General features: G+C 60.0%; 18 protein-coding genes. 4 read left to right on the plus strand and 14 right to left on the minus strand.

The window, feature by feature from the left end; genetic code table 11:
- Positions 1-37: 37 nt before the first annotated feature.
- The gene (gene purU / locus BGE01nite_RS02475) at positions 38-892 is read left to right on the plus strand and encodes a formyltetrahydrofolate deformylase (RefSeq protein ID WP_146848675.1); all 855 of its coding nucleotides are present in this window, start codon (positions 38-40) and stop codon (positions 890-892) included.
- Positions 893-976: 84 nt separating this feature from the next.
- On the opposite strand, the gene BGE01nite_RS02480 is transcribed toward purU, so the two are convergent.
- The 9 genes from BGE01nite_RS02480 to BGE01nite_RS02520 all read right to left on the minus strand — a co-directional run bounded on the left by BGE01nite_RS02480 (position 977) and on the right by BGE01nite_RS02520 (position 13,995).
- Complete coding sequence (locus BGE01nite_RS02480) at positions 977-1,540, minus strand: SUKH-4 family immunity protein (protein WP_146848676.1); 564 nt, start codon at positions 1,538-1,540, stop codon at positions 977-979.
- A gap of 11 nt (positions 1,541-1,551) precedes the next feature.
- Positions 1,552-3,084 (minus strand): OpgD/OpgG family glucan biosynthesis protein, encoded by a 1,533-nt coding sequence (locus BGE01nite_RS02485; RefSeq protein ID WP_146848677.1) that lies wholly within the window; start codon positions 3,082-3,084, stop codon positions 1,552-1,554.
- A gap of 52 nt (positions 3,085-3,136) precedes the next feature.
- Complete coding sequence (locus tag BGE01nite_RS02490) at positions 3,137-3,925, minus strand: diiron oxygenase (RefSeq protein WP_146848678.1); 789 nt, start codon at positions 3,923-3,925, stop codon at positions 3,137-3,139.
- 80 nt (positions 3,926-4,005) lie between these two features.
- Positions 4,006-4,851 (minus strand): 4-hydroxy-3-methylbut-2-enyl diphosphate reductase, encoded by an 846-nt coding sequence (ispH, locus tag BGE01nite_RS02495; protein ID WP_146848679.1) that lies wholly within the window; start codon positions 4,849-4,851, stop codon positions 4,006-4,008.
- 84 nt (positions 4,852-4,935) lie between these two features.
- Positions 4,936-5,241 carry a transcriptional regulator gene (locus BGE01nite_RS02500; protein WP_146848680.1) on the minus strand — a complete coding sequence of 102 codons (306 nt, stop codon included), beginning with the start codon at positions 5,239-5,241 and terminating at the stop codon, positions 4,936-4,938.
- On the minus strand, positions 5,238-5,888 hold the full coding sequence (locus BGE01nite_RS02505) for a hypothetical protein (RefSeq protein WP_146848681.1): 651 nt from the start codon (positions 5,886-5,888) through the stop codon (positions 5,238-5,240). Before BGE01nite_RS02505 ends, BGE01nite_RS02500 begins: the two co-directional genes overlap by 4 nt.
- Positions 5,889-6,022: 134 nt before the next feature.
- Positions 6,023-6,916, minus strand: coding sequence for an N-formylglutamate amidohydrolase (locus BGE01nite_RS02510; protein WP_146848682.1), 894 nt, complete (start codon positions 6,914-6,916; stop codon positions 6,023-6,025).
- Positions 6,917-6,950: 34 nt separating this feature from the next.
- Entirely contained in the window at positions 6,951-7,610 is a 660-nt protein-coding gene (locus BGE01nite_RS02515; protein ID WP_170266536.1) for a L,D-transpeptidase family protein, read from the minus strand.
- A 367-nt stretch (positions 7,611-7,977) separates the two neighbouring features.
- On the minus strand, positions 7,978-13,995 hold the full coding sequence (locus tag BGE01nite_RS02520) for a choice-of-anchor Q domain-containing protein (protein ID WP_170266537.1): 6,018 nt from the start codon (positions 13,993-13,995) through the stop codon (positions 7,978-7,980).
- A gap of 290 nt (positions 13,996-14,285) precedes the next feature.
- On the opposite strand from BGE01nite_RS02520, the gene BGE01nite_RS02525 reads away from it, so the two are divergent.
- Positions 14,286-17,015, plus strand: a complete 2,730-nt coding sequence (locus BGE01nite_RS02525; RefSeq protein WP_146848685.1) for a DEAD/DEAH box helicase — start codon at positions 14,286-14,288, stop codon at positions 17,013-17,015.
- 6 nt (positions 17,016-17,021) lie between these two features.
- On the opposite strand, the gene BGE01nite_RS02530 is transcribed toward BGE01nite_RS02525, so the two are convergent.
- The 5 genes from BGE01nite_RS02530 to BGE01nite_RS02550 all read right to left on the minus strand — a co-directional run bounded on the left by BGE01nite_RS02530 (position 17,022) and on the right by BGE01nite_RS02550 (position 23,389).
- Positions 17,022-17,777, minus strand: coding sequence for a hypothetical protein (locus BGE01nite_RS02530; protein WP_170266538.1), 756 nt, complete (start codon positions 17,775-17,777; stop codon positions 17,022-17,024).
- A gap of 51 nt (positions 17,778-17,828) precedes the next feature.
- Positions 17,829-18,701: an SMP-30/gluconolactonase/LRE family protein gene (locus tag BGE01nite_RS02535; RefSeq protein ID WP_146848687.1), complete on the minus strand. Its 873-nt coding sequence runs from the start codon at positions 18,699-18,701 to the stop codon at positions 17,829-17,831.
- A 53-nt stretch (positions 18,702-18,754) separates the two neighbouring features.
- Positions 18,755-19,627 (minus strand): alpha/beta hydrolase, encoded by an 873-nt coding sequence (locus BGE01nite_RS02540; RefSeq protein ID WP_146848688.1) that lies wholly within the window; start codon positions 19,625-19,627, stop codon positions 18,755-18,757.
- 61 nt (positions 19,628-19,688) lie between these two features.
- The gene (locus BGE01nite_RS02545) at positions 19,689-21,002 is read right to left on the minus strand and encodes a sodium:proton antiporter (RefSeq protein WP_146848689.1); all 1,314 of its coding nucleotides are present in this window, start codon (positions 21,000-21,002) and stop codon (positions 19,689-19,691) included.
- A gap of 194 nt (positions 21,003-21,196) precedes the next feature.
- Positions 21,197-23,389 carry an AMP-binding protein gene (locus BGE01nite_RS02550; protein WP_146848690.1) on the minus strand — a complete coding sequence of 731 codons (2,193 nt, stop codon included), beginning with the start codon at positions 23,387-23,389 and terminating at the stop codon, positions 21,197-21,199.
- 206 nt (positions 23,390-23,595) lie between these two features.
- On the opposite strand from BGE01nite_RS02550, the gene BGE01nite_RS02555 reads away from it, so the two are divergent.
- Together BGE01nite_RS02555 and BGE01nite_RS02560 are read left to right on the plus strand one after the other, a co-directional pair.
- Complete coding sequence (locus BGE01nite_RS02555) at positions 23,596-23,994, plus strand: Minf_1886 family protein (protein WP_146848691.1); 399 nt, start codon at positions 23,596-23,598, stop codon at positions 23,992-23,994.
- 10 nt (positions 23,995-24,004) lie between these two features.
- Positions 24,005-24,733 (plus strand): (Fe-S)-binding protein, encoded by a 729-nt coding sequence (locus tag BGE01nite_RS02560; RefSeq protein ID WP_146848692.1) that lies wholly within the window; start codon positions 24,005-24,007, stop codon positions 24,731-24,733.
- The last annotated feature ends 46 nt before the right edge of the window (positions 24,734-24,779 follow it).

The raw sequence follows: 24,779 nt of genomic DNA on the forward strand, positions 1-24,779 counted from the left end.
CTGCACCGAGGTTCGTTTATCAGAGGTTCCCATCATCATGACAGACACCGCCACGCTTCTCATCCACTGCCCGGACCGGCCGGGGCTGGTTCATGATGTCACGGGATTCATCTTCTCGCATCGCGGGAACATCATCGACCTCCAGCAGCACATCGATCCGGAGGCAGATGCCTTCTTCATGCGTCTGGAGTGGAGCCTGGAGAACTTCACTCTGGAGAAGTCAGAGATCTACGACCGACTCCAGCCCATGGCACGCCGCCATGAGATGCAGATGCGCCTGCACTTCGCCAGCCAGCGCAAGCGCATCGCCCTCTTCGTGACGAAGGAGAACCACTGCCTCTACGACCTTCTGGCTCGTCATGAGGCCGGTGACCTGCCGGTGGACATTCCGCTCATCGTGGCGAACCACGAGACCCTGCGTCCCGCCGCCGAGCGCTTCGGCATCCCGTTTTACCATTTCCCGATCACGAAGGATAACAAGGCTGCCCAAGAAGCCGAGCAGATCGAGCTGTTGAAGCGCGAGAAGATCGACACTGTCGTTCTTGCCCGCTACATGCAGATCATCAGCCCGGCGATGATTGAGGCTTTCCCTAACCAAATCCTCAACATCCATCACAGCTTCCTCCCGGCCTTTGTGGGTGCCAAGCCCTACCATCAGGCCCACGTGCGCGGGGTGAAGATCATCGGCGCCACTAGCCACTATGTGACCGCCGACCTTGATGAAGGTCCGATCATCCATCAGGACGTCATGCGCGTCAGCCATGAGGACAGCGTGCTGGACCTCGTCCGCCTCGGCCGCGATCTTGAGAAGACTGTCCTCGCCAAGGCCCTCTGGTGGCACGTCCGTGACCAGGTGCTAGTCTATCGGAACAAGACGGTGGTGTTTGATTGATCCGGTCGTAGGCGCACTTGCCAAAGTGCGGAAGGGAGTCTCCTGAGCATCGCACCTTTCCGGTCCCAGGCCGATGGATGTTGGTCAATCAATCAGCATGCGCACCTGTAACGGCAAGAAAGCCGATGGCTCGGCTGCTCGCGGGTCGAAGGCCTGAACATGCTCGACAAAGTCTTCATGGGGCTTTGTGTGCACGACCAATAGTGCCTCGGCAAGGGTGGCGATGTTTGATGAAACGAACTTGCGAGTCTGGAAACGATTCTCGTGATCAAGCGCTACGATCTCCCCATCGCGGCTAGAGTCCAAACACAAGGGATCTCCGGCTCCGTCAAAGCCCAGAATATAAAATGGAGCTAGGCGCGACAGGTCGGAGGGCGGAAACTGTTGGGCGCCGTAGTACTGAACAAGCGGGATCGGGCCTCGTGTGATGGCCTCAAAGGAAAGGAATGGCGCGCAACTCCATGGTAATCCTGCCTCGACTAGAAAGTGAGCAGCGTCGGAAGGGAAGGCTGGGACGGTTAGAAGCGCTGGTGGCGCATTGACGAGTCGAAGATCGTCCGCGATTTCAGGCACTCCAGCAGCAGTCGCTTCGGCGCGTTCTTGGGTCACCACAGCGTCCCATCGGGTGATGAAGTTGTTCGCTGTCATGACATTCTAGATCACCTCCTCCACTGATACATCCAGCGCTCCGAAATAGCCTTGTCGCCATCCTTCAAGTCGCAGGTCATTTCGATGAGGTTGGTCTTCTCAGGCACATCGATCTTGAAGAAGGCACGCCAGCCCTTGGTTTCGTGATTGTACATCACTCGCTTATCGAGCACCTTTGCGTCGCCGTTGCTGATGATGACTTCGATGTCCGGCACCCAGTCGGCAGGCTTGTCTGGAGCCAGGGCACCCTTGGAGAAGTCCACCACATAGAGGTGGTCGTCACTGTCCATCACGAAGCCGCGACGGGTGGAGATGACCTTGCCCAGCAGGCCGGGGAGATGCTCCTCCAGCCAGGCAAGACGATACTCGACCTTCAGAGGCTCCTGCGGGGTCGCTGGGAGTTCGGCAGGCTTCCACATGGCCACGATGTTGTCCCAGGTTTCCTCACCCGTGGAGAGTTCGACCAGCACCACGCTGCCTTTGCCAAAGCCGGTGCGCGGCTCCACCCACACGGCTGGACGGCGATGATACACGGCTTCCAGGTCCTGGAAGTTGTTGAAGTCACGATCACGCTCCGCGAGGCCGAAACCCTTGAGCTTGTCGGTCTCCAGGATGCTCAGGCGCAGGTCGCGGCTGACATCCAGCGGACGCCAGATGGCCGGGCCGCCTTCGATCTCGATCTGCAGACCATCACTGTCATGCACCTCGGGGCGGAAGTCATAGGGCTTCGGATGGCTGTTCTCACCAAACCAGAACATGCTGGAGAAGGGGGCAATGCCGAGCATCTCCACCTTGTTGCGCAGATGCAGGGTCGCCTTGATCAGCGTCTCCGTGGTCTTGCCGGGCATGACATCAAACTGATAGGCACCCGTGATGCTTGGACCATTCAGCAGGGCCAGGATCTTGAAGAACTTGTCGCCAGGCTTCGGCGGCTGGAACCAGAAGTGGGTGAAGTCCGGGAACTCCTCCGGCTTTCCGCCGATGGTGTTCACGGCCACGCCGCGAGCACTGATGCCGTAACCCAGCTCCGTGGTCACCGCGCGGAAGTAGCTCGCGCCCATGAAGACCATGAATTCAAAAGGCTTCTTCATCATGGAGTCCGGAGCCAGCACACGGAAGCCCGCATAACCCGCCGGCGGGGTGAGCTTCTCCGGCACTGGCAGATCCTGGTAGTCGAAGAACTTTTGGTCGAAAGGCACTCCTGCGGATTTGTCCACGCCTGTGGAGAAGAACTGCACCGGCTTCTTGAACATCCAGCCTGGATGGAAGAACTCGAGGCGATAGACATCGCCCAGATCCGCGAAGAGCGCCTTTTCGCGCAGGAAGCGGATCTTGCGATGCCCGTCATACTTCAGGCCTTCAAAGAAGGGATCGAGCTTCTGGTTCGGCGCTTCATAAGGCTTCAGCGCCAGTTGGGCGGCCAGCTTTTCCAGCGAGGCAAAATCAGTGACCTGCTCATGCGTGATCTCCTGGGCGGTGGTGGGAAGCTGCCAGAGGGCGCTAAGACACAGGGCGAGGGACGCGGAAAGGCGCGGTGAGATCATGCAGGGGGAGGGGATTTCGGGAGGCTGTAGAATGCTCTCAGCCTCCAGACAGTCAACCCGCACGGCGATGATCTGCACCATGAACTTCGTCCGAATGAGAGGCGGGTAATTTCGAATCCAGCTTAACCAGTTCCTCGTCCAGACGTTCCTGGTAGCGTTCCCAGGCCTGCAGGCAGCGCTGCCGGAAGTCCCCAGGCTTCAAGCCGAGGGCCCGGAATGTGTGGCGATGATCCCAGGCCACGACGGTGCAGGTGATGGCATGGATGGCCTGAAATTGGGCCTTCCAGAGCCAGCGCCCCAGTGGATTGAAGGTGGCCACCCGCTCGCTCAGGAAGTCGCGCTGGAAGGTGAGGTGCTTCATCTCGTCCCGCAGCAGCTTGTGTGACACCTTCTTCACCACCGGATCCTCACAGCGCAGATACAGCGTGCCAAAGAACACCTCGGCGATCAGTTCCGCCGTGAGCAGCACCTGGATGGCGAACTCCAGGTTTACCAGGAAGCGCAGGCGGCGGAAGATGGAGTTCGTCCACTGCTTCGTCAGCAAGGTGCCGCGCAGATGCTCCACCGTGCGTGCCAGCAGACGTGAGTGGCTCTGCTCCTCCGCCACGAAGAGATCAATGGCGCGCTGATAACCGCGGAAGTTCTCCAGCGGCGCCACCTCACGGGCATAGCGCCTCAGCCGCGAGCCGGTGCCCGACTCTCCGAGCTGAAAGGTGGCGATGGAGGCGACGAGCGGTGCTCGCGCGGACTCCGGTAGTGTGCAGGCTTCCGTGGGGAGTTCCATCTCGTCATTGAGGCGGGTGTTGCGTTCGAAGTGGGTGATCCAGGCTTGGGTGTTCATGAATGTTGGTTAGGCTAATGTGTTCTTGTTCTCTGTTCTCTGTTCGCGGTTCTCAGTTCACTGTTCTCGGTTGGAAAAGTTCAGGCTGGCGTCATTTTTCTGAGCCGGTCCATCACAGCGGTCACGGTCTCATCGAGGGTGGACGTCCCAGCCGTGATGCCGACCTCGTGAATGCCGGTGAACCACTCTTCGCGAAGGTCGTCGGGGGATTCGACCTGATGCGCACGCACGCCGAGGCGCGTGGCCTTCTCCGTGAGCTGGCGCGTGTTGTTGCTGTTGCGTCCGCCGATGACGATCACCACCTCACACTGATGGCAAAGCACTTCCAGGGCTGTCTGGCGCTGCTTCGTCGGATGGCAGACAGTATCCACAAAGCGCACTTCGGAACGCGGATGCTGGCGCTTGATGGCGGAGACCAGTTCCAGCACACGATCCAGAGGTTGCGTGGTTTGCGAGATCACACCAAACCTCGCCGCTGCAGGAATCTGGAGCGTGTCCACCTCTTCAAGCACCACCGTGGCTTCGGGGAAATCTCCCACCAATCCACGCACCTCCACATGCTGCCGCTGACCGATGACGATGGGGTGATAGCCCTCCTGCACAAGCGTTGCCAGGGCCTGATGAGCCTTCTTCACCAGAGGGCAGGTGGTGTCCGTGATAGCATGACCCGCACTGCGCCAGGCTTCGCGTTGTGTGTCCGCCGCACCATGCGCGGTGATGACCACACGCTGAGTGCTGGCTGATTCGGTGGATTCAAGCTGGCCATTGCGCACTCCCAGAGTCTTGAGATGTGCATCGACGAGCGGATTATGCACGAGCTGGCCGAGGATGGTCACGGGTTCGCGTTTGGCGGCTTCATGCGTGGCGCGCAGGGCGTCGCGCACGCCGAAGCACATGCCGTGATGTTGAGCGAGATGGAGGTTCATGGGATGTTGGTTGTTGTTGGGGTGATTTAACTTTGTGTGACAAAGTGAGTGGGCATGGTGATGCGCAAATGCAGAGAGACGACTCTAGGCGTCGGGCTTGATGGACTTCACGATGGACTCGAGAAGGTCGATGTAGTTCTTGAAGGCTTTTTTGCCGGCAGCGGTGAGCTTGTAAGTGGTGCGCGGACGGTTGCCGCTCTCATCACGATCCTCTTTGACGAACTCGGCCGCGGTCAGCGTGCGTAGATGCGTGATGAGATTGCCATCGCTCATGCCCAGCTCGGCCTTCATCTCCTGAAACGACCACTCTCCACGACTGGCCAGCAGCGTCATGATAGACAGCCGCGCCTTCTCGTGGATCGTTTTGTCGATCTGGTCGAAGTCGATCATTCCGCAGTCAGGGGCTCAGGTTTCGTGCGGATCAGGACGGCAATACCGTAAAAGAGATGCAGGAGGCCGAAGGTCACCGCCATGATCAGCGAGGCCGGACCTTCATCTGTGGGCAGCAGGCGGATGTCCGGCACGGCCGCCCAGGCGATGAACAAGACCAGCCCGCCGCCGACAAACAAGCGTCCGAGCCGGATCAGCGAGCGTGGCGAAAAACTGGCCGTGGCCAGAAGCGCGAGACCATAACAAACCGTCCAGGTCAGCGCAGCCATGGTCAGGTTATGAAAAGCCAGGATCATTCCCGCACCGATCACTCCACCGACAATCAGAGGCGGCGAGATCGCCCGCATCGCCATGCGCATGCCATCGGAAATCAGTGGCTGGCCACGCAGCCCGGCCTCCTTCGCCAAAAGCACCACATTCATCACTCCGGCAATGAGCAGCACCGCATGCCAGGCGATCAAAAACGTCATCGGTTCCATCGGCGTCTTCAACGAGAACCCTGTGTAAGCTCCATACCCCCCGAGCGCGATGGCAAGCACGCCCCCCACCAGCGCCGCTGGTGCGGAGATGGCCCGGTAAATGTGGGCCTTCTCCATCAGTGATCGAATCACGCGCAGATTTTCCAACGCAGCTTGCTGGGTGCTCATGAAAGTTACTTTGTGATATAAAGTGAAGAGCGCAAGCAGGAACTTTGTGAAACAAAGTGGCTTCCACGAAGAGGTAAAGAGATCATCACACTCTCTATACGTCCTTGCGATCCTCTCTGTCCTTGCGACGAGGCTCACTTCTTGCCATCCAGCCCCATCTTCAGGAACCTCGGGAAATACACTTCCAGCGCATTCACGAGCGCCTCGGCGAAGCGCTGCCTGCCTTCCTCCGTGTCACGCAGGCGCACGCGGTTGGCCTCGATCTGCAGGCCGCAGACCTGGGGATTGGAAGGCACGTGGGTCGCCACGGTGTAGCCTCCCTTGAAGTAGGGCACGCTCGGCACGGGCATGCGCGGGCTGGGCGTGGAGGGGAATCCGCGCTTTTCCAGCAGTGCCCCGAGGCTCTCAGGACCGCTGAGCAGGGAAGGGTAGTCGAGGCCGGGATTGAGCTTCTTGATGAGAGCCAGACTGCCAGTCTGAATGAACTCAGAAGAGTTCAGTTCGTTCACCGCCTTGGCGTAGTCATTCGGATCATGCAGGTAGCCAAGCTCCACCCGAATATCGGGATGGTTCTGGCCGTGGAGATCAATGAAGAAGGCGATTCCGTGGCGCTTCACCGTCGCCTGAAGCGCTTCTTCAATGAAGGCGTGATATTCACCCCACACTTTCTCAGCGGTTGAGTTTCCCTGCGCGGCTTCCTTGATCTCGCGATTCGGATCCAGCTTGCTGCGGTGCAGATGGCTGATGACGAGCGTGGTCTGCTTGCCGGTCGCCTTCTTGACCTCAGCCGCGATGCGCCGTGCGAGGTCTTGGGTATTCGCATCGGCCGCACGCACCCCGTAGGTGCGATCGGCCACTGTGTCAGGCTTCAGCGCGCCACCGTGAGGAGATGAAATGACCAGCGGCAGGTCACCGGGCACATACTCCGTGTATTTCTGGCTGCCAAAAACTGGCACACCGATCTCATGCTCCGCCGCGCCGACGAGACCGCTGGTCGCGGCCAACAACAGAAACAAAAATGATCTCATGATTGGCGTAGGTGGTCCGGCAGACCGCCACCTTTCATGGAAGCCGCCAGGAAGCGCGCAGATAATCGTAATCCGCCGTCGGTAGCAAGACATAGTGCGGAGAGGCGCTGGGATCCACCCAGCGGATGAGCCGCTCCAGGTTTTCCACGGCCATGGTGGTGCAGCCCGCGCTCGGCTTGTCCACACCGCGGCGCACATGGAAGAAGATAGCGCTGCCGTAGCCAGGTGCGGCAGGCTTTTGATTGTGCCGGATCTCCAGCATCCATTTGTAGGCGGCATCGCCGAGGCGCATTTTCTGCTTCTCAAACCAGGGCGGGATGCGGTTCGGGTCCACCCGCACGTGCTGGTTATAGTAGGGGTTCTGAGGATCATCCACATACGCATCCAGATCCCCCACCTGGTGATAGGGCCAGCGGCTTCCTCCCGGTGGCTGCGCTGCATAGCCAAAGAGCAGGCCGAGCTGGAAGACACCTGCGGGTGCACGCCAGTCCTTCTCCACCTTCGGCTGTACCCCGTTTTGCGGCGGAGTGAAGACACCGCGTCCCCAGGCCAGTCCCTTCTTGCCCAAAAGCACGGGGAACGGCTTCGCAAACACCGGCTGCCAGGGATCACGCGCCGAGGCACGCTGATAGCATTGCAGGGAGGCTGTGTTGGAATTCCACGTCGCTGCACGGGCCACAATGACCTGACGCACAGACCCGCCGAGCTGAGCCTGGGAAGTCGTGATAATCCCGAATAATCCCGCGATTAAAGACAGATAAAAAGGAGCACGAAAAGATGGAAAAGCAGCTCGATTCATAGGGGTGTGATCACATGGTATGCACCAGGAAAAGTTTTTTGCCCAGAGCAGAGACATTTAGGATTGCCCGCCCAAACGCCAACCGAATATAACGTAAATATCAACTCTGTCGGGGACATCAATTGGCTTCAGGTTTTGGGGGTTTTTTTCCTGAGCGTCAATTCCCGACAGAGTTGTTTTTTTGTCTCTGCGTTCGGACCGCAGAGATGATTTTAACCGCAGATAACGCGGAGAGCGCAGATGACTTTATTTAAGTCGGCACTTACGGTGCCCCGAGCACCACGCGGCCGCTGAGCTTCGGCGAGGTGGCGACCTTCTCCAGTCCGACAGGCACGCTGGGCAGCAGGAAGTAGCCGTAGCCTCGTGTGGTCGCGCCGATTTTCACGATCAGTCCTTCAAAAGGTGCGGGGCGATCCAGCGCTGTACTGGCTCCAGCGATGGTGAAGTTGCCTCCGATCAAGCCCTTCGCCGCGTCCAGCAGGGTGACCTTGGTGCCGTTGAAGACCGGCGAGACGATTGTAGCCTTGTTGGTTAGACCTATGGCGCTCGGGTTGGAGATGTGCATGAACTGCTCGAACTCCGGCGAGAGGCCGCCGAGTGTGAAGGCCATCTTCGCATTCGGGTTCGGCGCGGTGCCTAGACCCATCACCCGTTGTCCTTTGGCCGGGGCGATGTAGGGGCTGCCTGCCACTGCGACGTTCAGCGGGCCAAAGCCGTCTTTGTAAACTGTGTCAGTGCTTTTTGGCAGAGGCGCGGGTTTGAACCAGCTGAGAGTGCCGTCCAAAGTGTTGTCTGGAAGAAGGGGTGCCGGGGTGATTTGCAGCGGGCCGACAAGGCTGCCCCGCTTGGTGTACAGAAGGTTGAAGAGCATAAGCTGGCCTTCAGGTCCGACGAAGCCTCCATCCGTGATGCCGCTGCCATCTGGTAGCTTGCCGCTAAGTTTGACGGAGCCATCCGCTGCCACGCTGAGGGTCGCGAAGCCGTAGCCCCGAGGCGAGGTGCCGACGTTCTCGGGATCGAGTCGCGCTGTGTAGGTGGCCGCGTAGGCGGTGGCGGGCTTAGTCTTGGTCCAGGAATTCCTCCAGGCTGCGGTGAGCAGCGTGGTGCCAAGGGTGGGATGCACGAGCGTGAGCACCGCGCGTTGATCCAAGGCGAAGACTTCAATGTAGGCAGTGAGCACGGTCTTGTCCGGCAGTGTGATGCCTGGGATGTTGGCGCGGAGAATGACATCACCCACGCCAGAGCTGAGCAAGAGCTGGTTGGTGAAAGGGATCTTCGCACGTGCGCCGAGCGTCACCGATCCTGAGCAGGCGCCGGAGGCCGTGGTGACGAGGTCAAAACGGCCGCCGAGGTTGTCGTTGAGCGTGGATCGCTCCAGAGGTCCGGCGAAGGTGCCGACCGCCGTGGCAGGCACCACGTTAACCAAAAGCGTGGTAGTGGTGCTGTCACTGCTGAAAGGATTGCTGGCCTTGATGGTCAGAGGATAACCGAGCGGCTTGGTGGAGGCCGTGGGCCTGCCGGAGATGATGCCGGTCAGCTTGTCCCAGGTCATGCCGGGCGGAAGGCCGCCGACCGTGAAAGCGGTGGCCGGAGCGCCCGCCACGCTGGCGATGGGGATCTGATAAAAGTAGTTTTGACCAATGACCGCAGGCGGCGGAGTCAGAGGTTTCATGATCTGGGGCGCGGCATTGCTGACGGTGAGCCGCGTGGGTGCTCCGCCGGTGAAGACACCTGCGGCACCTGTCACGGTGCAGGTGTAAAGGCCCGCATCTCCCGCAGCCACGGGTTTGATGGTGAAGGTCTTCGTGTTGAAGGTCGTGCTCCCGCCATTTTTCAGCCAAGCATAGCTGAGAGGGCCATTGCCCGCAGCATTCACTAGCGCGGTGAAAGTGGCGCCCGCCTTGAGATGGAAGGTCTTCACGGCGGTGTCCACCACGCCGATCTCTGCCGCAGCGCTGAATACACCGGGAAGCTGAGTGCCGGTCTTCACGAGGCATTGGTAGGCGCCGGCATGCGTCAGCGCGGCCTTGGCGATGGTGTAGGTGCGGCTGGTGGCGCCGCTGATGTTCTTGCCTTGGAGCAACCATTGGTAGGTCAGCGTGCCCGGCCCGGATGCCACCACGCTCAGCGTGTGGCTGCTGCCCAGGGCGATCATGGCATTCGCGGGCCCGCGCTGGATGCCAAGCGGAGCCGTGTCCACGATCAAGCTTGCAGGCTGGCTGACGATCTCCGCCGCATTGGCGTATCGCACATCCACCATGAGGGGGCCCACCAGATTCGCGCGGAACAGGCGCACATCATACACCGCCTCGTCGTCTTCGGTGATGTTGTTGAGGGTGAGTGTGGAGCCGATGGCGAGCGGGATGCTCACCCCGTTTTTCCGCCACTGATGGGTATAGGCATTGTTCACGTCCGGAGCGGCCACGGTGAACACGGCTGTGGTGCCTGCGGCCTGGGAGAGTGACTGCGGCTGGGCGATGATCACGGGCGCATTCACAAGCGTGATGCCGCCGGGGTTGGGCAGACCGTACAGCAAGCTGCTGCTGGCTGGCAGCGGGCCCTTGGTGAGCGTGAGGGTGTTGGTTGTTGGCGTGAGGCCAGAGAAGACCGCGCGGTCAAAAGCGATCACGGCACCGCTGGGTGGCGCATCACGCAGTGCCTCGCGCAGGGACACGCCGCTGCCGGGCGTGCCTGGTGGATCGAGTTCATCCACGGCAGTCGTGACCATGATGACCGCGCCTTCCATGGCCCCGATGTCCGGTCGCAGGCCCAGCGGTCTGGGGAAGCCGCGCTGGTCGGTGGTCAGCGGTGTGCTGAGCACGCTGGCCTGGTCAATCGCGGCACTGGTGGGATGCGGAGCCATGGTCTCGGTGGGGCCGTAGTTGTCAGCCAGCGGACTCACAAAAGGAGGCGCATTGATGGCGTCCGGGCCGCCGTCAGTGCCGGCACCGATGCTATTGAATAGATCCTGCACGATGTTGCCGCCGAGGCGCGTCAGTTTGCCCGAGTTTGCGATGTCCCGGCCGTTTCCGGACGTGCTGAAGATGTTTCCAGCGACGATGGAGTTTGCCAGTGTCCAGGTGCCACTCGCCACATAGATGCCGCCGCCATTTTGCGCCAAATTGGCCGTGATGGTGCAGTGCTTCACCTCCAGTGTGCCGAGGTGATAAACAGCGCCGCCCGAGGTGGCTGAATTCTCCGTGAAGGTGCAGTTCGTGAGGGTGAGCGAGCCATTGCTGAACACCGCTCCGCCTGTTTCCGCGAAATTGCCGACCAGCGTGCAGTTCTCCAAAACGAGAGTGCCAACGCTGCTGATGGCACCGCCGTTGGAGTTGCTATTGCCGCCTGTCAAAGTGAGTCCGCGCAGGGTCAGCATGCCGTTCGAAGCCTGGCTGATCAGCCGGGTGGAGCCGGTGATCTTGATGCCTGGAATCACGTTGCCGCCGTCTAGCGTCACATCGTCGTTGTCCGTCACCTGCAATTCAGAGGCCAGGGTGATCGTCTGTCCGCTCAGATTGGTATTGAACACGATGTTATCTGGTCCTGGGTTCGCAGCCGCGGCCAGCAGCGCTTGTCGCAAGGAGCCCGGACCGCCGTTGTCGGTGTTGCCGACACCCAGTGTGGTGAAGGTGCCAGTGCTGGTGTAGCCCGTGCCCGCCGCATTCGTGGCGTAGGCGGCGAAGGCATAGGTGACACCCACCTCCAGCACGCCGCTGTTCGCGGTGAACACACCGGTGGTGCCGCTGGCCGTGACTTTCGTGACATTCGCGCCGCCGAGTTGCGGACTGCCGTTCAAGAGCTGGATGGAATACACCACGCCGCGCTCGGTGATCGCGCCACCGCCGTCGCTGATGACATTGCCGCCGAGTATGGCGCTCGTGGTGCTGATGCTGGCGGAGGTGGGCGTGGTGACGGTCGGAGGCTGGCCGTAGACATAGGCGTAACCTTTGTTCGCGGAGACGATGTCATCATGATGAGCCCCGACGACCGAAAAGGGGCCGTCCAAAGCCACGCTCTGGCCGAACTCGTCATCCTCGTCTGGCGAGGGATTGCGGAAGATGGTGACGGGTGAAAGCGGCGTGCCACCCGCCAGATCATAAAGATAGACGCTGCCCGAATTCAGGGCAGCGAAGTCATCGAGGAAAGCAGCCACCAAGACGCGTGAGCCAGAGATGTCCACGGTTCCGCTGAAGTTGGCACCCACACCGAGGTCGGGGTTGTTCAGCGTAAACGCGGGTGTGGTGGGTGTGCCGCTGCTGAAATCATAGACATAGGCACTTCCGGTGTTCGCAGCACCCGTGTCATCATTCCAGGCGCCAATCACCACGAGGGAACCTGAGACGGAGAGAGACCTCCCGAACCAGTCATTCGAGGCTGGAGAGGGATTGTTGAGCGTGGTGGGCGTTGTCGGAGTGCCACTGCTTAGATCGTAGACATAGGCGATGCCGGAATTGGAACCCGTCGCGTCATCGAAATAAGCGCCCACGACAACCCGGGAGCCGGAGATGCCCACGGCACGGCCGAAGTTGTCACTCGCTGACGGCGCAGGATTATTGAGGGTGAAGACGGGCGTGGCGGGTGTGGCACCGGTGAGATCGTAGACATAGGCGCTGCCTGCATCCGTGGCCCCGACATCACTGAAGATGGCTCCCACCACCAGGCGCGTGCCGGAGATGTCCAGGGACAGGCCGAACTGCGCGCTGGGCACAGGTTCGTAGAGGGAATAGACCGGGACGTCGGGCGTGGCACCGTCCAGATCGTAGACATAGACGGCACCGGCTCCAGCGCCTGCGGTGTCGTCCTGGTAGGCGGACACAGCGAGTCGTGACCCCGAGATGGCCACGGTATAGCCAAAGTTGTCATCGGCGGCGGGATCAGGGTTATGAAGGGTGAGGACAGGTGTGTCTGGTGTGCTGCCCGCCAGATCATAGACATAGACGATGCCACCATTCGGCACGTCGGTGTCATTGGACGGGGCACCGATCACTAGACGATTGCCCGAGATCGCAACGGAGTTGCCAAACTCATCACCTCCAGAGGGGCCGGCTTCATTCCAGGTAATCACGGGCGAGGTGGGCGTGCCGCTTGCGAGGTTGTAGGAGTAAGCGGCCCCTGAGTCCCGGGCGATGTCATCATCCTGGTTTGCCCCCACCACGACGGTAGTGCCCGCGATGGCGACGCTAAAGCCGAAGAGGTCATCCACTCCTGGCGAGGGATTGAAAAGAGAATGGCTCAGCGTGGCGCTGGTGGGGGTCAGGTCATAAACATAGGCACTGCCGGCATCCGTGGCGCCCGTGTCATCCCTGTGCGCGGCGACGACCAGGCGGCTGCCAGACAGCGCCAGGCTGATGCCGAAGAAGTCGCTGGCCGCCGGGGTTGGATTGTTCACCGTGGCAATAGGAGTCGCAGGCGTGGCACCGGCGAGATGATAAACATACACCGCGCCAGCATCTACAAAGGCGGTGTTGTCACGGTCCGCGCCCACCGCCACGTAGGAGCCTGAGATGCCCACACTGGTGCCGAAGAGGTCCGCTCCCTGCGGGGTGGGATTGAGCAGGGTATGAAGCGGTGTCGTGGGCGTGCCGCTGCCCACATCAAACACGTAGGCGATGCCGGCATCGGTGGCGCTGGTGTCATCGCGGCGGGCTGCAATCACAATCTTGGTTCCGGAGATGGCGACTGATACGCCAAACTCCTCGGACGTGGCCTGGCTCGGACTGTCCAGAGTATGCACGGGTGTGGCGGGTGTGGCGCTGCCGAGATCAAACACCCAGGCGCGTCCTGCGCCATCGACGCTGGTGTTGTAATCGTATGCGCCCGCTACAACGAGATTGCCTGAGATCGCGACGGCATAGCCAAAGTTAGCTCCGCCTTGGGGGCTCGGAGCGCCTAGCACCACGGTTGGAACCGTGGGGTTTGCTCCGGCGAGGTCAAACACATAGGCGGTTCCTGCGTTACTGCTGCCAAGATCGTCATTGGGGGCCGCAACGACAACTCGTGCACCAGAGATGGCGACGGCCCCTCCGAACGAATCATTCGCGGCAGGCGCGGGGTTGGGCAGTTCATAGAGCAGAACGCCGCTGACCGCATCATAGATCCGGGCCACCCCCGCATTGTTGGCGAGCGTGTCATCCTGGGGAGAGCCTACCACGGTCCGGACCCCATCTGTGGCCACGGCTGCGCCCGTCTGGGCACCGCTTTGCACACCAGCGGGAGGGGGAATGGGGTAGAGGAGGGTATCAGGTGCCTGGGCCGAGGAGCTTGTGGGCAGCAGAGCCAAGGCTGCAACGGTCAGAATAGCCTGGGCAAAATGGTGGGCAGGGCTACGTCGGGAATGACTTCTCATAGGCTGGGCGGAAAAAGACGTAACGGCGATGCTCGCCGAACCTATCCATCCCCAAGCCTCTCAGGACGGTCTGAAAGAAGCAAGACGTCAGATCGCGGGGAAGGTAAAATAAAAGACCATCAAGTCACCCGGCCCTGGTTTACCACAAATAGGGGTGCAGCCCCGGCATGTGAGAAAAGTGATGGCGCGATGGCTTCCAGGGGCTATGCGCAGGGGTTCCAACCGTGCCCAACGATACCCCCGCCTACCCTTTCTCCAAGCTTTGGTCCCAGATCGCCCGCAAGGCCTGGATGTGGCTCTTTCAGCGCGCGGTTCTGGAGAAGGCGATGAAGCAGGTAAAGTCGGCCCACGTCCGCCTCCGCTCTGTGGTGACTACCGACGGTGCAGTGATGGACGTCTCCGGTGAGGTTGGCCCGAATGAGAACAACTACCATGAGCCGCGTCTGAACCTGCGCTTTGCGGTGAATGGGGATCTGCAAATGACCTCAAGCTGTTCCTGCTTCGGCAGTCGTGCTCTCTGTGAGCATGCGGCCACGCTGATGTTCACGCTGAGCACCGTCGAAGGCCAGAAACTGGTCCAGATGATCGCTGCCGAGGGTGTGGGACGTGCGACCAAAGAGGAGACTCCTCCTGAGGAACGCGTGGTCATTGTGGAGAATGACAATCCTCGCCCCATCCTCGTGCTGCGCCGTGTCAGCATCGAGCGTGTGGAGTTGAAGATGGGCCGCAGTTCCATGCATCACGCAGCTTACAGCATTGGTGTGGCGGAGCCCAGGGTGCGTTATGATGACTGCCCGGATACGTTTCAGATGCTTGGTCGCGGCACTGGATCTCGCTGGACTGGAGAAGATGGCAGCACGCACATTCTCACGCGGCATCTGCGCATGGAGCGCCTGCTTGTGTCAGACCTCATGCATGCCGGCCTGCATCCGGCGCGCGATCTTCTGCCTGAGTCACAGGCTTCAGAAACCTTGCAACCTCTGATGACTGTGGCGGAACCCGTGCAGGCCATCTTTTGGGCGAAGTTTTTGGAGGAGCAGGTTCCTGCTCTCCGTGCTGAAGGATGGGATGTGCAAATTGATCACGAATTTGGTTATGCCATCCACCTTGCAGATGACAACGCCTGGTTCACTGACCTGCAAACCGAGGTCGCCGGACGTGACAGCTTCGCGCTTGATCTTGGCATCGAGATCGAAGGCAAGCGGGTCTCGCTGGTGCCGATCCTGGTGAACTGCATCGACCAGGGACTCACCCCTGCCATCCTCGAGCAAAACCTTGAGCAGCGCTTCCTGCTGGCTCTGCCACCGCCGAGTCACGATGTGCTGTCCGTGCCTGCGAAGCGCTTGCTGGTGCTGCTGCGTTTCCTGGATGAACTCCTCAGCTCACGGCCCGCTCGCGGCAAAGACGGTAAACTGCATCTCGACAAGCTGCGCGCAGCCCAGTTGGCCACTTTGGACGGTCTGCCCATCCGTGCTCCCGCCGAGCTGAATGCACTGCGTGAACGGCTCGAGGGCTTCACTGAGATGTCCTTTGTCCAGCCACCTGCGGGCCTGAAGGCAGAGCTTCGGCCCTATCAACATGAAGGCCTTTCCTGGTTGCAGTTTCTTCGTGAGTTCAGCCTTCACGGCGTGCTGGCGGATGACATGGGCCTCGGTAAGACATTACAAACACTCGCGCACTTGCTGACCGAAAAGGAGGCAGGTCGCATGGACCGCCCGACGCTCATCATCGCCCCTACTTCCGTGATCCGAAACTGGGCACGTGAGGCGGCCAAGTTCACGCCTGCGCTGAATGTGCTGCTCCTGCATGGCGATGAACGCCACGCGGACTACTACCGCATCAGCAAGCATGACCTCGTCATCACCTCCTTCCCGCTGCTCGTGCGTGATGCCGAGATGCTGCGTAAGACCGAGTGGCACATCGTGGTGCTGGACGAGGCGCAGAACATCAAGAACCCGAAGAGCAAGGCCGCGCAGGTCTGCGCCAGTCTGAAGTCCCGGCATCGCCTCTGCCTCACCGGCACGCCGATTGAAAATCATCTCGGAGAGCTGTGGAGCCTCTTCCACTTCCTCATGCCCGGGCTGCTGGGAGATGCAGAGGGCTTCCGCAGCTACTATCGCACCCCGATCGAGCGTGATGCAGACACCGAGCGACAGAAGCAGCTTTCCCAGCGTCTGCAGCCTCTGCTTCTGCGCCGAACCAAAAGTGCGGTGGCGAAGGATCTGCCGCCGAAGACGGAGATCCTGCACACCATCGAGCTGGACAAGTCCCAGACCGATCTCTACGAAACCATCCGCGCCGCCATGGATGCGCGGGTGCGGGATGCCATCAGCAATCAAGGCGTGGAACGCAGCCAGATCATCATGCTGGACGCGCTGCTCAAGCTCCGCCAGGTCTGCTGCCATCCGCAGCTCATGAAGATCGAGGCCGCGCAGAAGCTCGAGACCTCCGCCAAGACCGCCTACCTCATGGAGGAGATGCTGCCCGAGCTTTTGGATGAGGGACATCGCATCCTCATCTTCAGCCAGTTCACCGAGATGCTCAGCATTATCGAGGGCGAGCTCAAGAAAGCTAAGATCAGCTACGTGAAACTCACGGGTGATACCAAGGATCGCGAGACACCGATCATGCGCTTTCAAAAAGGCGAGGTGCCCGTCTTCCTCATCAGCCTGAAGGCTGGCGGCGCAGGCTTGAACCTCACCACCGCCGACACCGTCATTCATTACGATCCCTGGTGGAATCCCGCTGCTGAGGCCCAGGCCAGCGACCGCGCCCACCGCATCGGCCAGACCAAGCCCGTCTTCATCCACAAGCTCATCTGCCAGGGCACCATCGAGGAACGCATTGTCGAGATGCAAAAGACCAAGGCCGCCCTCATCGAAGGCCTCCTCACCGGCCGCACTGAGAAACTCCGCCTAACCAGTGAAGATATTCAGCGGTTGCTGGAAGCGTGACCTATGTCACACCAATGGCTTCAACACGATGTCTCCATTGGCATGCTTGCCGTAGATTCGGCGTCGATGCACATGCATTTCCGGAAGGACGAAATGATGTGTCTGCTCGCACTTCACGTGGTTCATGGCAACTCCAGGCGATCCCTGCCACCCTGGGTTCAGGTTTAAGTTTTCGCCCTGCAGATAGAGAGTGTGATCAAAATGCTCCTTCGCATGCACCTCTCCATCGTGGATGTGCAGGGTAGGGAAGAACACATGCCCAGGTCTGGCGGTGGGAAATGAGAAGGCCATGGGGTGCACATCCTGCGCACCTGCGCGGAGCTTGAAGACGGCAAAACCAAAGGCGGCATATCCGGGCAGCTTTTTCCAGACATCGTCCGGCAGTCGGAAGCGTGCATCGAGACGGCTGAAATCGGCAATCGTCGGCACAAAGCTGGCTTCATAAGCCCCGACCTGTTTGACTTCCAAGACGGGTTTGGGCAACGCAGGCAGTGCAGCTGGTGATCCTCTGTAGACGGTCACCGGAGGACGAAACCCAAGTTCCAGATCATCAAAAACCTTCGGATAGCCGGAGAAGTCGGCGAACTTCATGGCATCGTCCGGACCTCCCGGCACCACAGGAACAGGGAGAACCATCGCCACCGCATCACTCGCCACGATGGACATGGAGTAGATCAGATGCTGGAGTTTCTTTTCCTGCCGGCCGAAGATGCGGGTCTTACTGACACTTTGGACCAATTGAGTTCCTGAGAAGCAGCACATGAAGCCGAGGTTAGCGACTTCAGAAATCGCCGTCGAGCCTCTTTGTGAGTATCAGCGGAAGTAACCCGTGACCTTGAGCTTGCGGCTGAAAAGCTTGTCACCCGCAGCCACGAAAAGGAGATCATGATCCTTCCCGGCAAACTCACAGCTCACGACTTTTCCGTCCGCCACTGGTTTGGCGATGATGCCTGAGAGACGTCCGGCAGGATCAAAGATCTGCACACCGAGTTCGCTGGTGACAAAGTAGCGGCCTTTGGACTCGGTGGTGGCACCATCGCCCGAGGCTGTCTCCTTACCGACTGGCAGCCACATGGTCATGAAGGGCGCGCCGCCTGTGAGGGTGCCATCATCCTCAATGTGCCAGGCCCAGACATGCTTGCCACCATGTTCGGAAGCCACCAGGGTGCGCTCATCGGGGGAGATGGTGATGCCGTTTGGCTTGGCCACATGGCCCTGATCTGCCACGATGTGCTTCTTGTCCTTTGTGATGAGATGAATCATCTGCGTGGGAGTCTCCGTGAAGTAGACATTCCCAGCCTTGCTGACCACGAGGTCATTGCACTTCACCCCGCTGTGCAGCACTTCCACCTCGCCCTTCATGGTGATGGCAATCACGCGCTGCTCCTTGTTATGGCAGGCGTAGAAACGGCCATCCGGTCCGATCTGAAGACCGCTGATGCCAGGCAGGTTATCCAGAAACAGATCCACCTTTCCAGAGGCAGCATCGAGCTTGTAGATGCCCTTGCCACCCTTCACATCCGTGAAGAAAAGATTGCCCGCTTCATCCACGCACAGCCCGTCTGTGAAAGCATAGCCCGAAGCCGCTTCTTTCCACGGTTCAGAGTCGCTCAGATACTCATGCAAAGAGGTGTCCTGGGCCGCAGCAGAGGTCAGCAGGGCAAGGGAGAGAAATAGGTGTTTCATACAGGGAGTTTTAACCGCAGATAACTCAGATAGGCGCAGATGATCCAAGCTCCTTACTTGCGCCAGAGCCAGCGGAGTGTGTCAGGCAGCAGAGCCGCGCCGTGCTTGCCGTTGTGGGTGCCTTCACCGAGGACGAACTGGTAGTCATAGCCGGCGAACTTCAGTGCGGCGGCCATGTCTTCATTCGCGAGCGGCCAGTTGCCGAACTGGTTGTCGAGGTCGTTCTTGCCATCTTGCAGGAACACGCGCAGCGGCTTCTTGTCCGTCTTGCGGATCAGGGCTGGATACACGTGGCCGCCACGGATGTTCGTGAAGCTGCCGATATGGCTAATGACTTTGCGAAATTCGTTAGGCCTCTCCCAGGCCACGGTGAAGGCGCAGATGCCACCGCTGCTGTTGCCGCAGATGCCACGCTCATCAGGATTCGTGGTCAGATTGTAGTCCTTGGCCACAGCGGGAAGGATCTCCTCAAGCAAGAAGCGCGCATGCAGGTCACCCAGTGAATCATACTCGAAGCTGCGGTTGCTGCGCGCCTTCTCCTTCGGGTTGCTGGTGGGGAAGGTGCCGGGCTGGATGAAGATGCCGATGGTCACCGGCATCTCGCCTTTGGCGATGAGATTGTCGAACACGTTGGGCACGCGGAACTGGCCGTCACGCTTCACGAAGCCTGCGCCATCGCAAAACACCATCACGGCGGCGGGGGTTTCTTTTTTGTATTGAGCGGGCACGTAGATCCACCAGTCACGGGTGGTGCCGGGGTAGATTTTGGAGTCCTTCCAGGCTGGCATCTGGATCACCTCGCCCTTTGGTACATCGGCTTTTTCCTGCGAGTCAGGGCCGAGGACATACTGGTCGTCCTGCTGGGCGGCGATGAGCGGCAGATGGGCAGCAGCGAGAGCGGTGAGGAGGATAAGGCGACGGTTCATGGAGAGGAAAATCAGGCCAGACTAAACGCTGCCCGGGAGAGCTTCCTTCGCCATTCCTCATTCACTTCACGACCAGCCAGCCCACGACGATCAAAATGGGCAGCAGAATAGGGATGGAGAACTGCCAGATGTAGCGCAGGAAGTCCGGGGTATCGACCTTGGCCTTTTCCGCAATGGCCTTGACCATGAAGTTCGGCCCGTTGCCGATGTAGCTGCCCGCTCCGAAGAACACCGCGGCCAGCGAGATGGCAATCAGATGGTGCGCATGGGTTTCGGCAAAGTGGATGACATCCTTCGTCGAATCCACGGACAGATGCTCCGTGCCCATGGCAGCAGCCAGGAAGCTCAAATAGGTCGGTGCATTGTCCAGAAAAGCCGAGAGAGTGCCGGTGGCATAGTAATAGCCCAACGGAGTGCTGATCTGCACGGCCTCGCCGCTTTGCAGGATCTGCAGCGCCGGGATCATGGTGAGGAAGATGCCGATGAAGAGATAGCCGACTTCCTTCACGGGACCAAAATTGAAATCATTCGCCTCATGCACTGCCCGTTTGGTGGTGAAGTAAGACGCTGCTCCAGCGATGATCATGACCAAGGCCGGGACGCTCAAGACACCGCCGATGACGGTTTCCTGTACACTCTTCGGAAGAAAGACCGCCACCAGCACCAGGCCGAGCCAGGCTAGGTTCGGCAGGCCGCGCAGGAAGAAATGCTCCTCATGAGTTTCCTTCTCACGCACAGGCTTGGGCGCCCGACGGAAGTTGAGGGTGTCCAGCACAAAGAAAACCACCAACAGCAGGCTCACGCAGATCAGCCAGCCTAACCAAGCATGCTCCAGCACCCACCAGAAGGGCACCCCGCGCAGAAAGCCGAGGAACAAAGGTGGATCACCGATGGGAGTCAGCGCTCCGCCGCAATTGCTCACCACAAAGATGAAGAACACGATGTGCTGTCCGGTGATGCGATACTTGTTCATCCGGATCCACGGGCGGATCATCAGCATGGAGGCACCGGTGGTGCCGATGAAGTTTGAAAGCACCGCGCCGATGGCCAGGAAGACGGTATTGCGCAGCGGCGTGGCCTCGCCCTTCACGCGGATGTTGATGCCGCCGGAAATGACGAAGAGTGATCCCACCAGCGCCATGAAGCTCACATACTCGTGCGCTGCATGCTGGAGCGGGTGCCAGTCATGCCGCACTCCGAGATAGTAGGCCACCGTGACGAGCCCGAGACCCACTGCCACCTTCGGGTAGTGATGCTCCCAAAAGTGCGTGGCAAACAGCGGCATCAGCGCGATGCACAGCAGCAGCAGGGCAAACGGAAGAATGGTCCAATACGGTGGCAGCGTGGCTGAGGCAGCAGCGAGAATAGGAAGCATATCAAAAACGTGGAAAGCAGCCCCGGCTTGCAGCGCCAAAGGCGCGTTCCATACCAGCCTGGGGCGTCAGCCCCAGGTACTCGGAATGCCACGCAGCGGCAAGTACTGAAAGTGCGCCCCATGGAGGAGATGCCAGTTGGGATCACCAACGTTGGGGGTGTGCGGGACAAGACAGGTTAAAAACCTGTCCCACTTTAGCTGACCGAAGCACGGGCGATCTTCTCGCAGGCCTGCACGTCCAGCTTGCCGGAGGAGAGGATGGGGACGTCCTGGATGCGGATCATCTTCTTCGGGATCCACAGCGGCGGCATGCCGCGCTCCAGCAGGCGATAGCGCAGGTCCAGGATCTCCTGATGTTCAGGACCGCCGGGCAGCGCGGTGAGCAGCACCAGCGCCTCGCCCTTGTCAGGATCCGGCACGCCGACCACCGCGATCTTGCGGGTGGTCTCGTTCTCCAGGCCCATGGCCTTCATCAAAGAATCTTCCACCGTTTCATGCGGCACCATTTCACCGGCAATCTTGGAGAAGCGGCTGAGTCGACCCTCGATGTAAAGGAAGCCATCCAGGTCCACGCGGCCGATGTCGCCCGTGCGGAACCAGCCATCGCTGTTCTTCACGTCAGCGGTGCGTTTGGCCTCATCCAGATAGCCTTCAAAGATATTCGCGCCTTTGAACCAGATCATGCCGCTGCTGTGGATGGACTGCGGCTCAAACGTCTCCGGATGCGTGATTCGGATCGCGAGACCTGGCACCATCTGCCCCACACTTCCCGGGCGATGACTCGGCAGGAACACATACCCTTCGGAAGCCTCGCCAAGGGGCAGGGGATTCGGCAGGTTCACGTTTGATACTGGCGAAGTTTCGGTTAGGCCATAACCTTCGAAGACTTTCTTGCCAAACTTGCCCTCGAAGGACTCCGAAACCGTTGCTGGCAGCTTCTCAGCGCCCGTGACACAGAGCTTGATGGAGGTGAGCGCTTCACGATTCACCCCGCGCAGATACCCTCGCAGGAAGGTCGGTGTGGCGATCATGAGGGTGATCCGATGCTTTTCGATCAACTCACCCAGCTTCTTCGTTTCCAGCGGGCTTGGATAGGTGATGAGATCCACGCCGCAGATGGCCGGAAACCAAAGCGTGACCGTGCAGCCGAAGCTGTGGAAGAGCGGCAGGCAGCCGAGGATGCTGTCCCCCTTGCTCATGCCGAGACGACTGCCAAACTGGATGACGTTTGCCATCAGGTTGCGATGGCTGAGCACCACGCCTTTCGGATTGCCGGAACTGCCGCTGGTGAAGAGCAGCAGCGCCTCGCCATCGCCGCCTTTGCGTGAGATGCCGAGCAGTGTCGCGAGCAGCGCCCCAGGCAGGACTTTGCTCAGTGCCAGCCACATGGCGATCTTGATCTTCAGCTTCGGCAGCACGCGCTCGATGAGGACGAGGTTCTTGCCAGGAGGCCAGGGGAACTGCTGCACTTTGCGCACAAAGATGTCTGCCGTGATGAAACGGTCCACATCGCTGGATTTGATGGCGTGATCGAGGGCCGCACGTCCGGCCGTGAAGTTCAGGTTCACCGGGACTTTACCTGCCAGGAGCACGGCCACATTCGCGATAAATCCGCCGATGCCTGGCGGCAGCACGATGGCCACACGCTTCTTTTTCGTCTCGGACTTTAGATGTCCCGCCAGGGCGATCGCTGCCGCCAGCACCTTGTCATAGCCGAGCTCGCGGTCGTCCTTGCCATCCACCACCTTGTTCCGGGTGCCGTAGCGCTTCAGACCCAGCAGGATGGCATACGCCAGGTTCATCTCCAGAGCCGGGTGGGAGGAGAAGGCTTTCTCGGCGAGGCTTAGCAATACTTCTTGGTAGGCCGCTAGAGTGGCTTCCTCGGCCTTCATCAGCTTGCCAAAGACCATCACCACATCCGTCGCATCGTAAGCGGGCTCGATCTCCAGGGCCACCTCCGTGCTGCTCTGCACATAGAGCGGCAGCACCGGCACATTGGCCTTCAGCAGGAACTCCAGCTTTACGCCCGGCACCGTGCTCATGGGGGAATTGATCACCGCCGCCTGAGCCGGAAGGTAGATGATTACCCGGCCCTGTTTGATCTCGGCATTGATGGCCTGGCGGAAGACCCCGACCTCCGTGCTTTCAGGAATCACCGCCAGCGCGTGCACATTCTCATGCTCGATGTGGGCCTTCATCTCCGGGCGCAGAGCCGCGCCTTGCTCCACCAGGTAGGTCACCTCGCGCCCGCCCAGCAGGCTCTCCAGCCTCAGCAGGTCCTGATAGCTGAGCTGGCTGGGCAGGATCAGAAAGGCGCCGTCGGCAGGCAGGTTCTCCTGGCCGATGAGCTTGAGGTTCTTGAGCGAGGCAGATTTTTCCGAGGGCATAGCGTGGGGGACGGCCGTGATTTGGGGAGGGAGGCGACACTACGCGAGGCCCGGCCCGCATTTCCAGCGCGAAAAGCGCCCTGACATCCTTCTTTCGTGCCTGACTGGAGGGTAGGGGAACTGGCACAGCCTCCAGGCTTGACGCTTGCCCATTGTGAAAGCATCAATCACCGCCCCATTCGCAGCCTGCCCCCTGTCATCTCAGGATGTCCCAAGACCTCACGTTTCATCTCGCCATCACTCAAGCGACTTCCCAAGACTCGCGTTACCACCCGCTGGCGTATGAGTTTGTCCGGGACGCCCTGCATGTGGCTGCCAAGCATTTCCGCTCCGGCCAGGAGGACCAGCATGTCTCCGGCCAGGAAGTGCTGGAAGGCGTGCGGCTCCATGCCCTGGAAGAATATGGGCCGATGGCGCTCACCGTGCTCCATGAGTGGGGCATCCAGCGTGGCGAGGACGTGGGCAATATCGTCTACAATCTGATCGGCACGGGTTACTTCGGCAAAAACGAGGGCGACAGCCTCGAAGATTTCTCGGGAGGCTATCAGTTTGAGGTGGCCCTGAACCAGCCCTTCCAGCCTGCCTCAAAGCAGTTGAACGCCTAGCGCCTGCCGCATGAAAATCGGCCTCTTCATCCCCTGCTACGTGGACCAACTTTACCCGCAGGTGGGGCGGGCCACGCTCTCCTTGCTGGAGCAGCTCGGTCATGAGGTGGAGATCCCCTCCAAGCCCGCCTGCTGCGGCCAGCCGATGTCAAACTCCGGTTATGGCAAGCTGAGCGAAGGCTGCGTGACTGACTTCACCCAGGAGTTTGATGGCTTTGAGCACATCGTTTCGCCTTCCGGAAGCTGCGTGCTGCATTTGAAGGAGAGTCTGGAAGCCTCACATCATCCACTGGCGCATCGAGTGCATGAACTGTGCGAGTTCCTGCATGATGTGGCCAAGGTCACCTCACTGCCCGCGAAGTTTCCGCATCGTGTCGGCCTGCATCAGAGCTGCCATGGCCTGCGCGGTCTCGGTCTCGGCAAATGCAGCGAGCAGATGATCCCATACTTTTCCAAACCCGCGAAGCTCCTCAGCCTCATCGAAGGTCTGCAAATCGTCCCCCTGGATCGCTGCGATGAATGCTGCGGATTCGGCGGCACCTTCTCCGTCTTCGAGCCGGACGTCTCCCTCTCCATGGGCCGCGATCGCATTCACGATCACATCAGCCACGGCGCCGAGTTCATCACCAGTGCGGACATGTCCTGCCTCATGCACCTCGGCGGTCTGCTGGCCAGGGAGGCTCCGCAAGTGAAGGTGCGGCATATTGCGGAGATTCTGGCGGGAGATTCACTCGCTTAAAAAAGTTTGGTTGGGGCTGTGAGTCGTACGTAACGGGAGAACTCCC

This window comes from Prosthecobacter gellanilyticus, assembly GCF_007992435.1.
GTDB classification, from domain to species: Bacteria; Verrucomicrobiota; Verrucomicrobiia; order Verrucomicrobiales; family Verrucomicrobiaceae; genus Prosthecobacter; species Prosthecobacter gellanilyticus.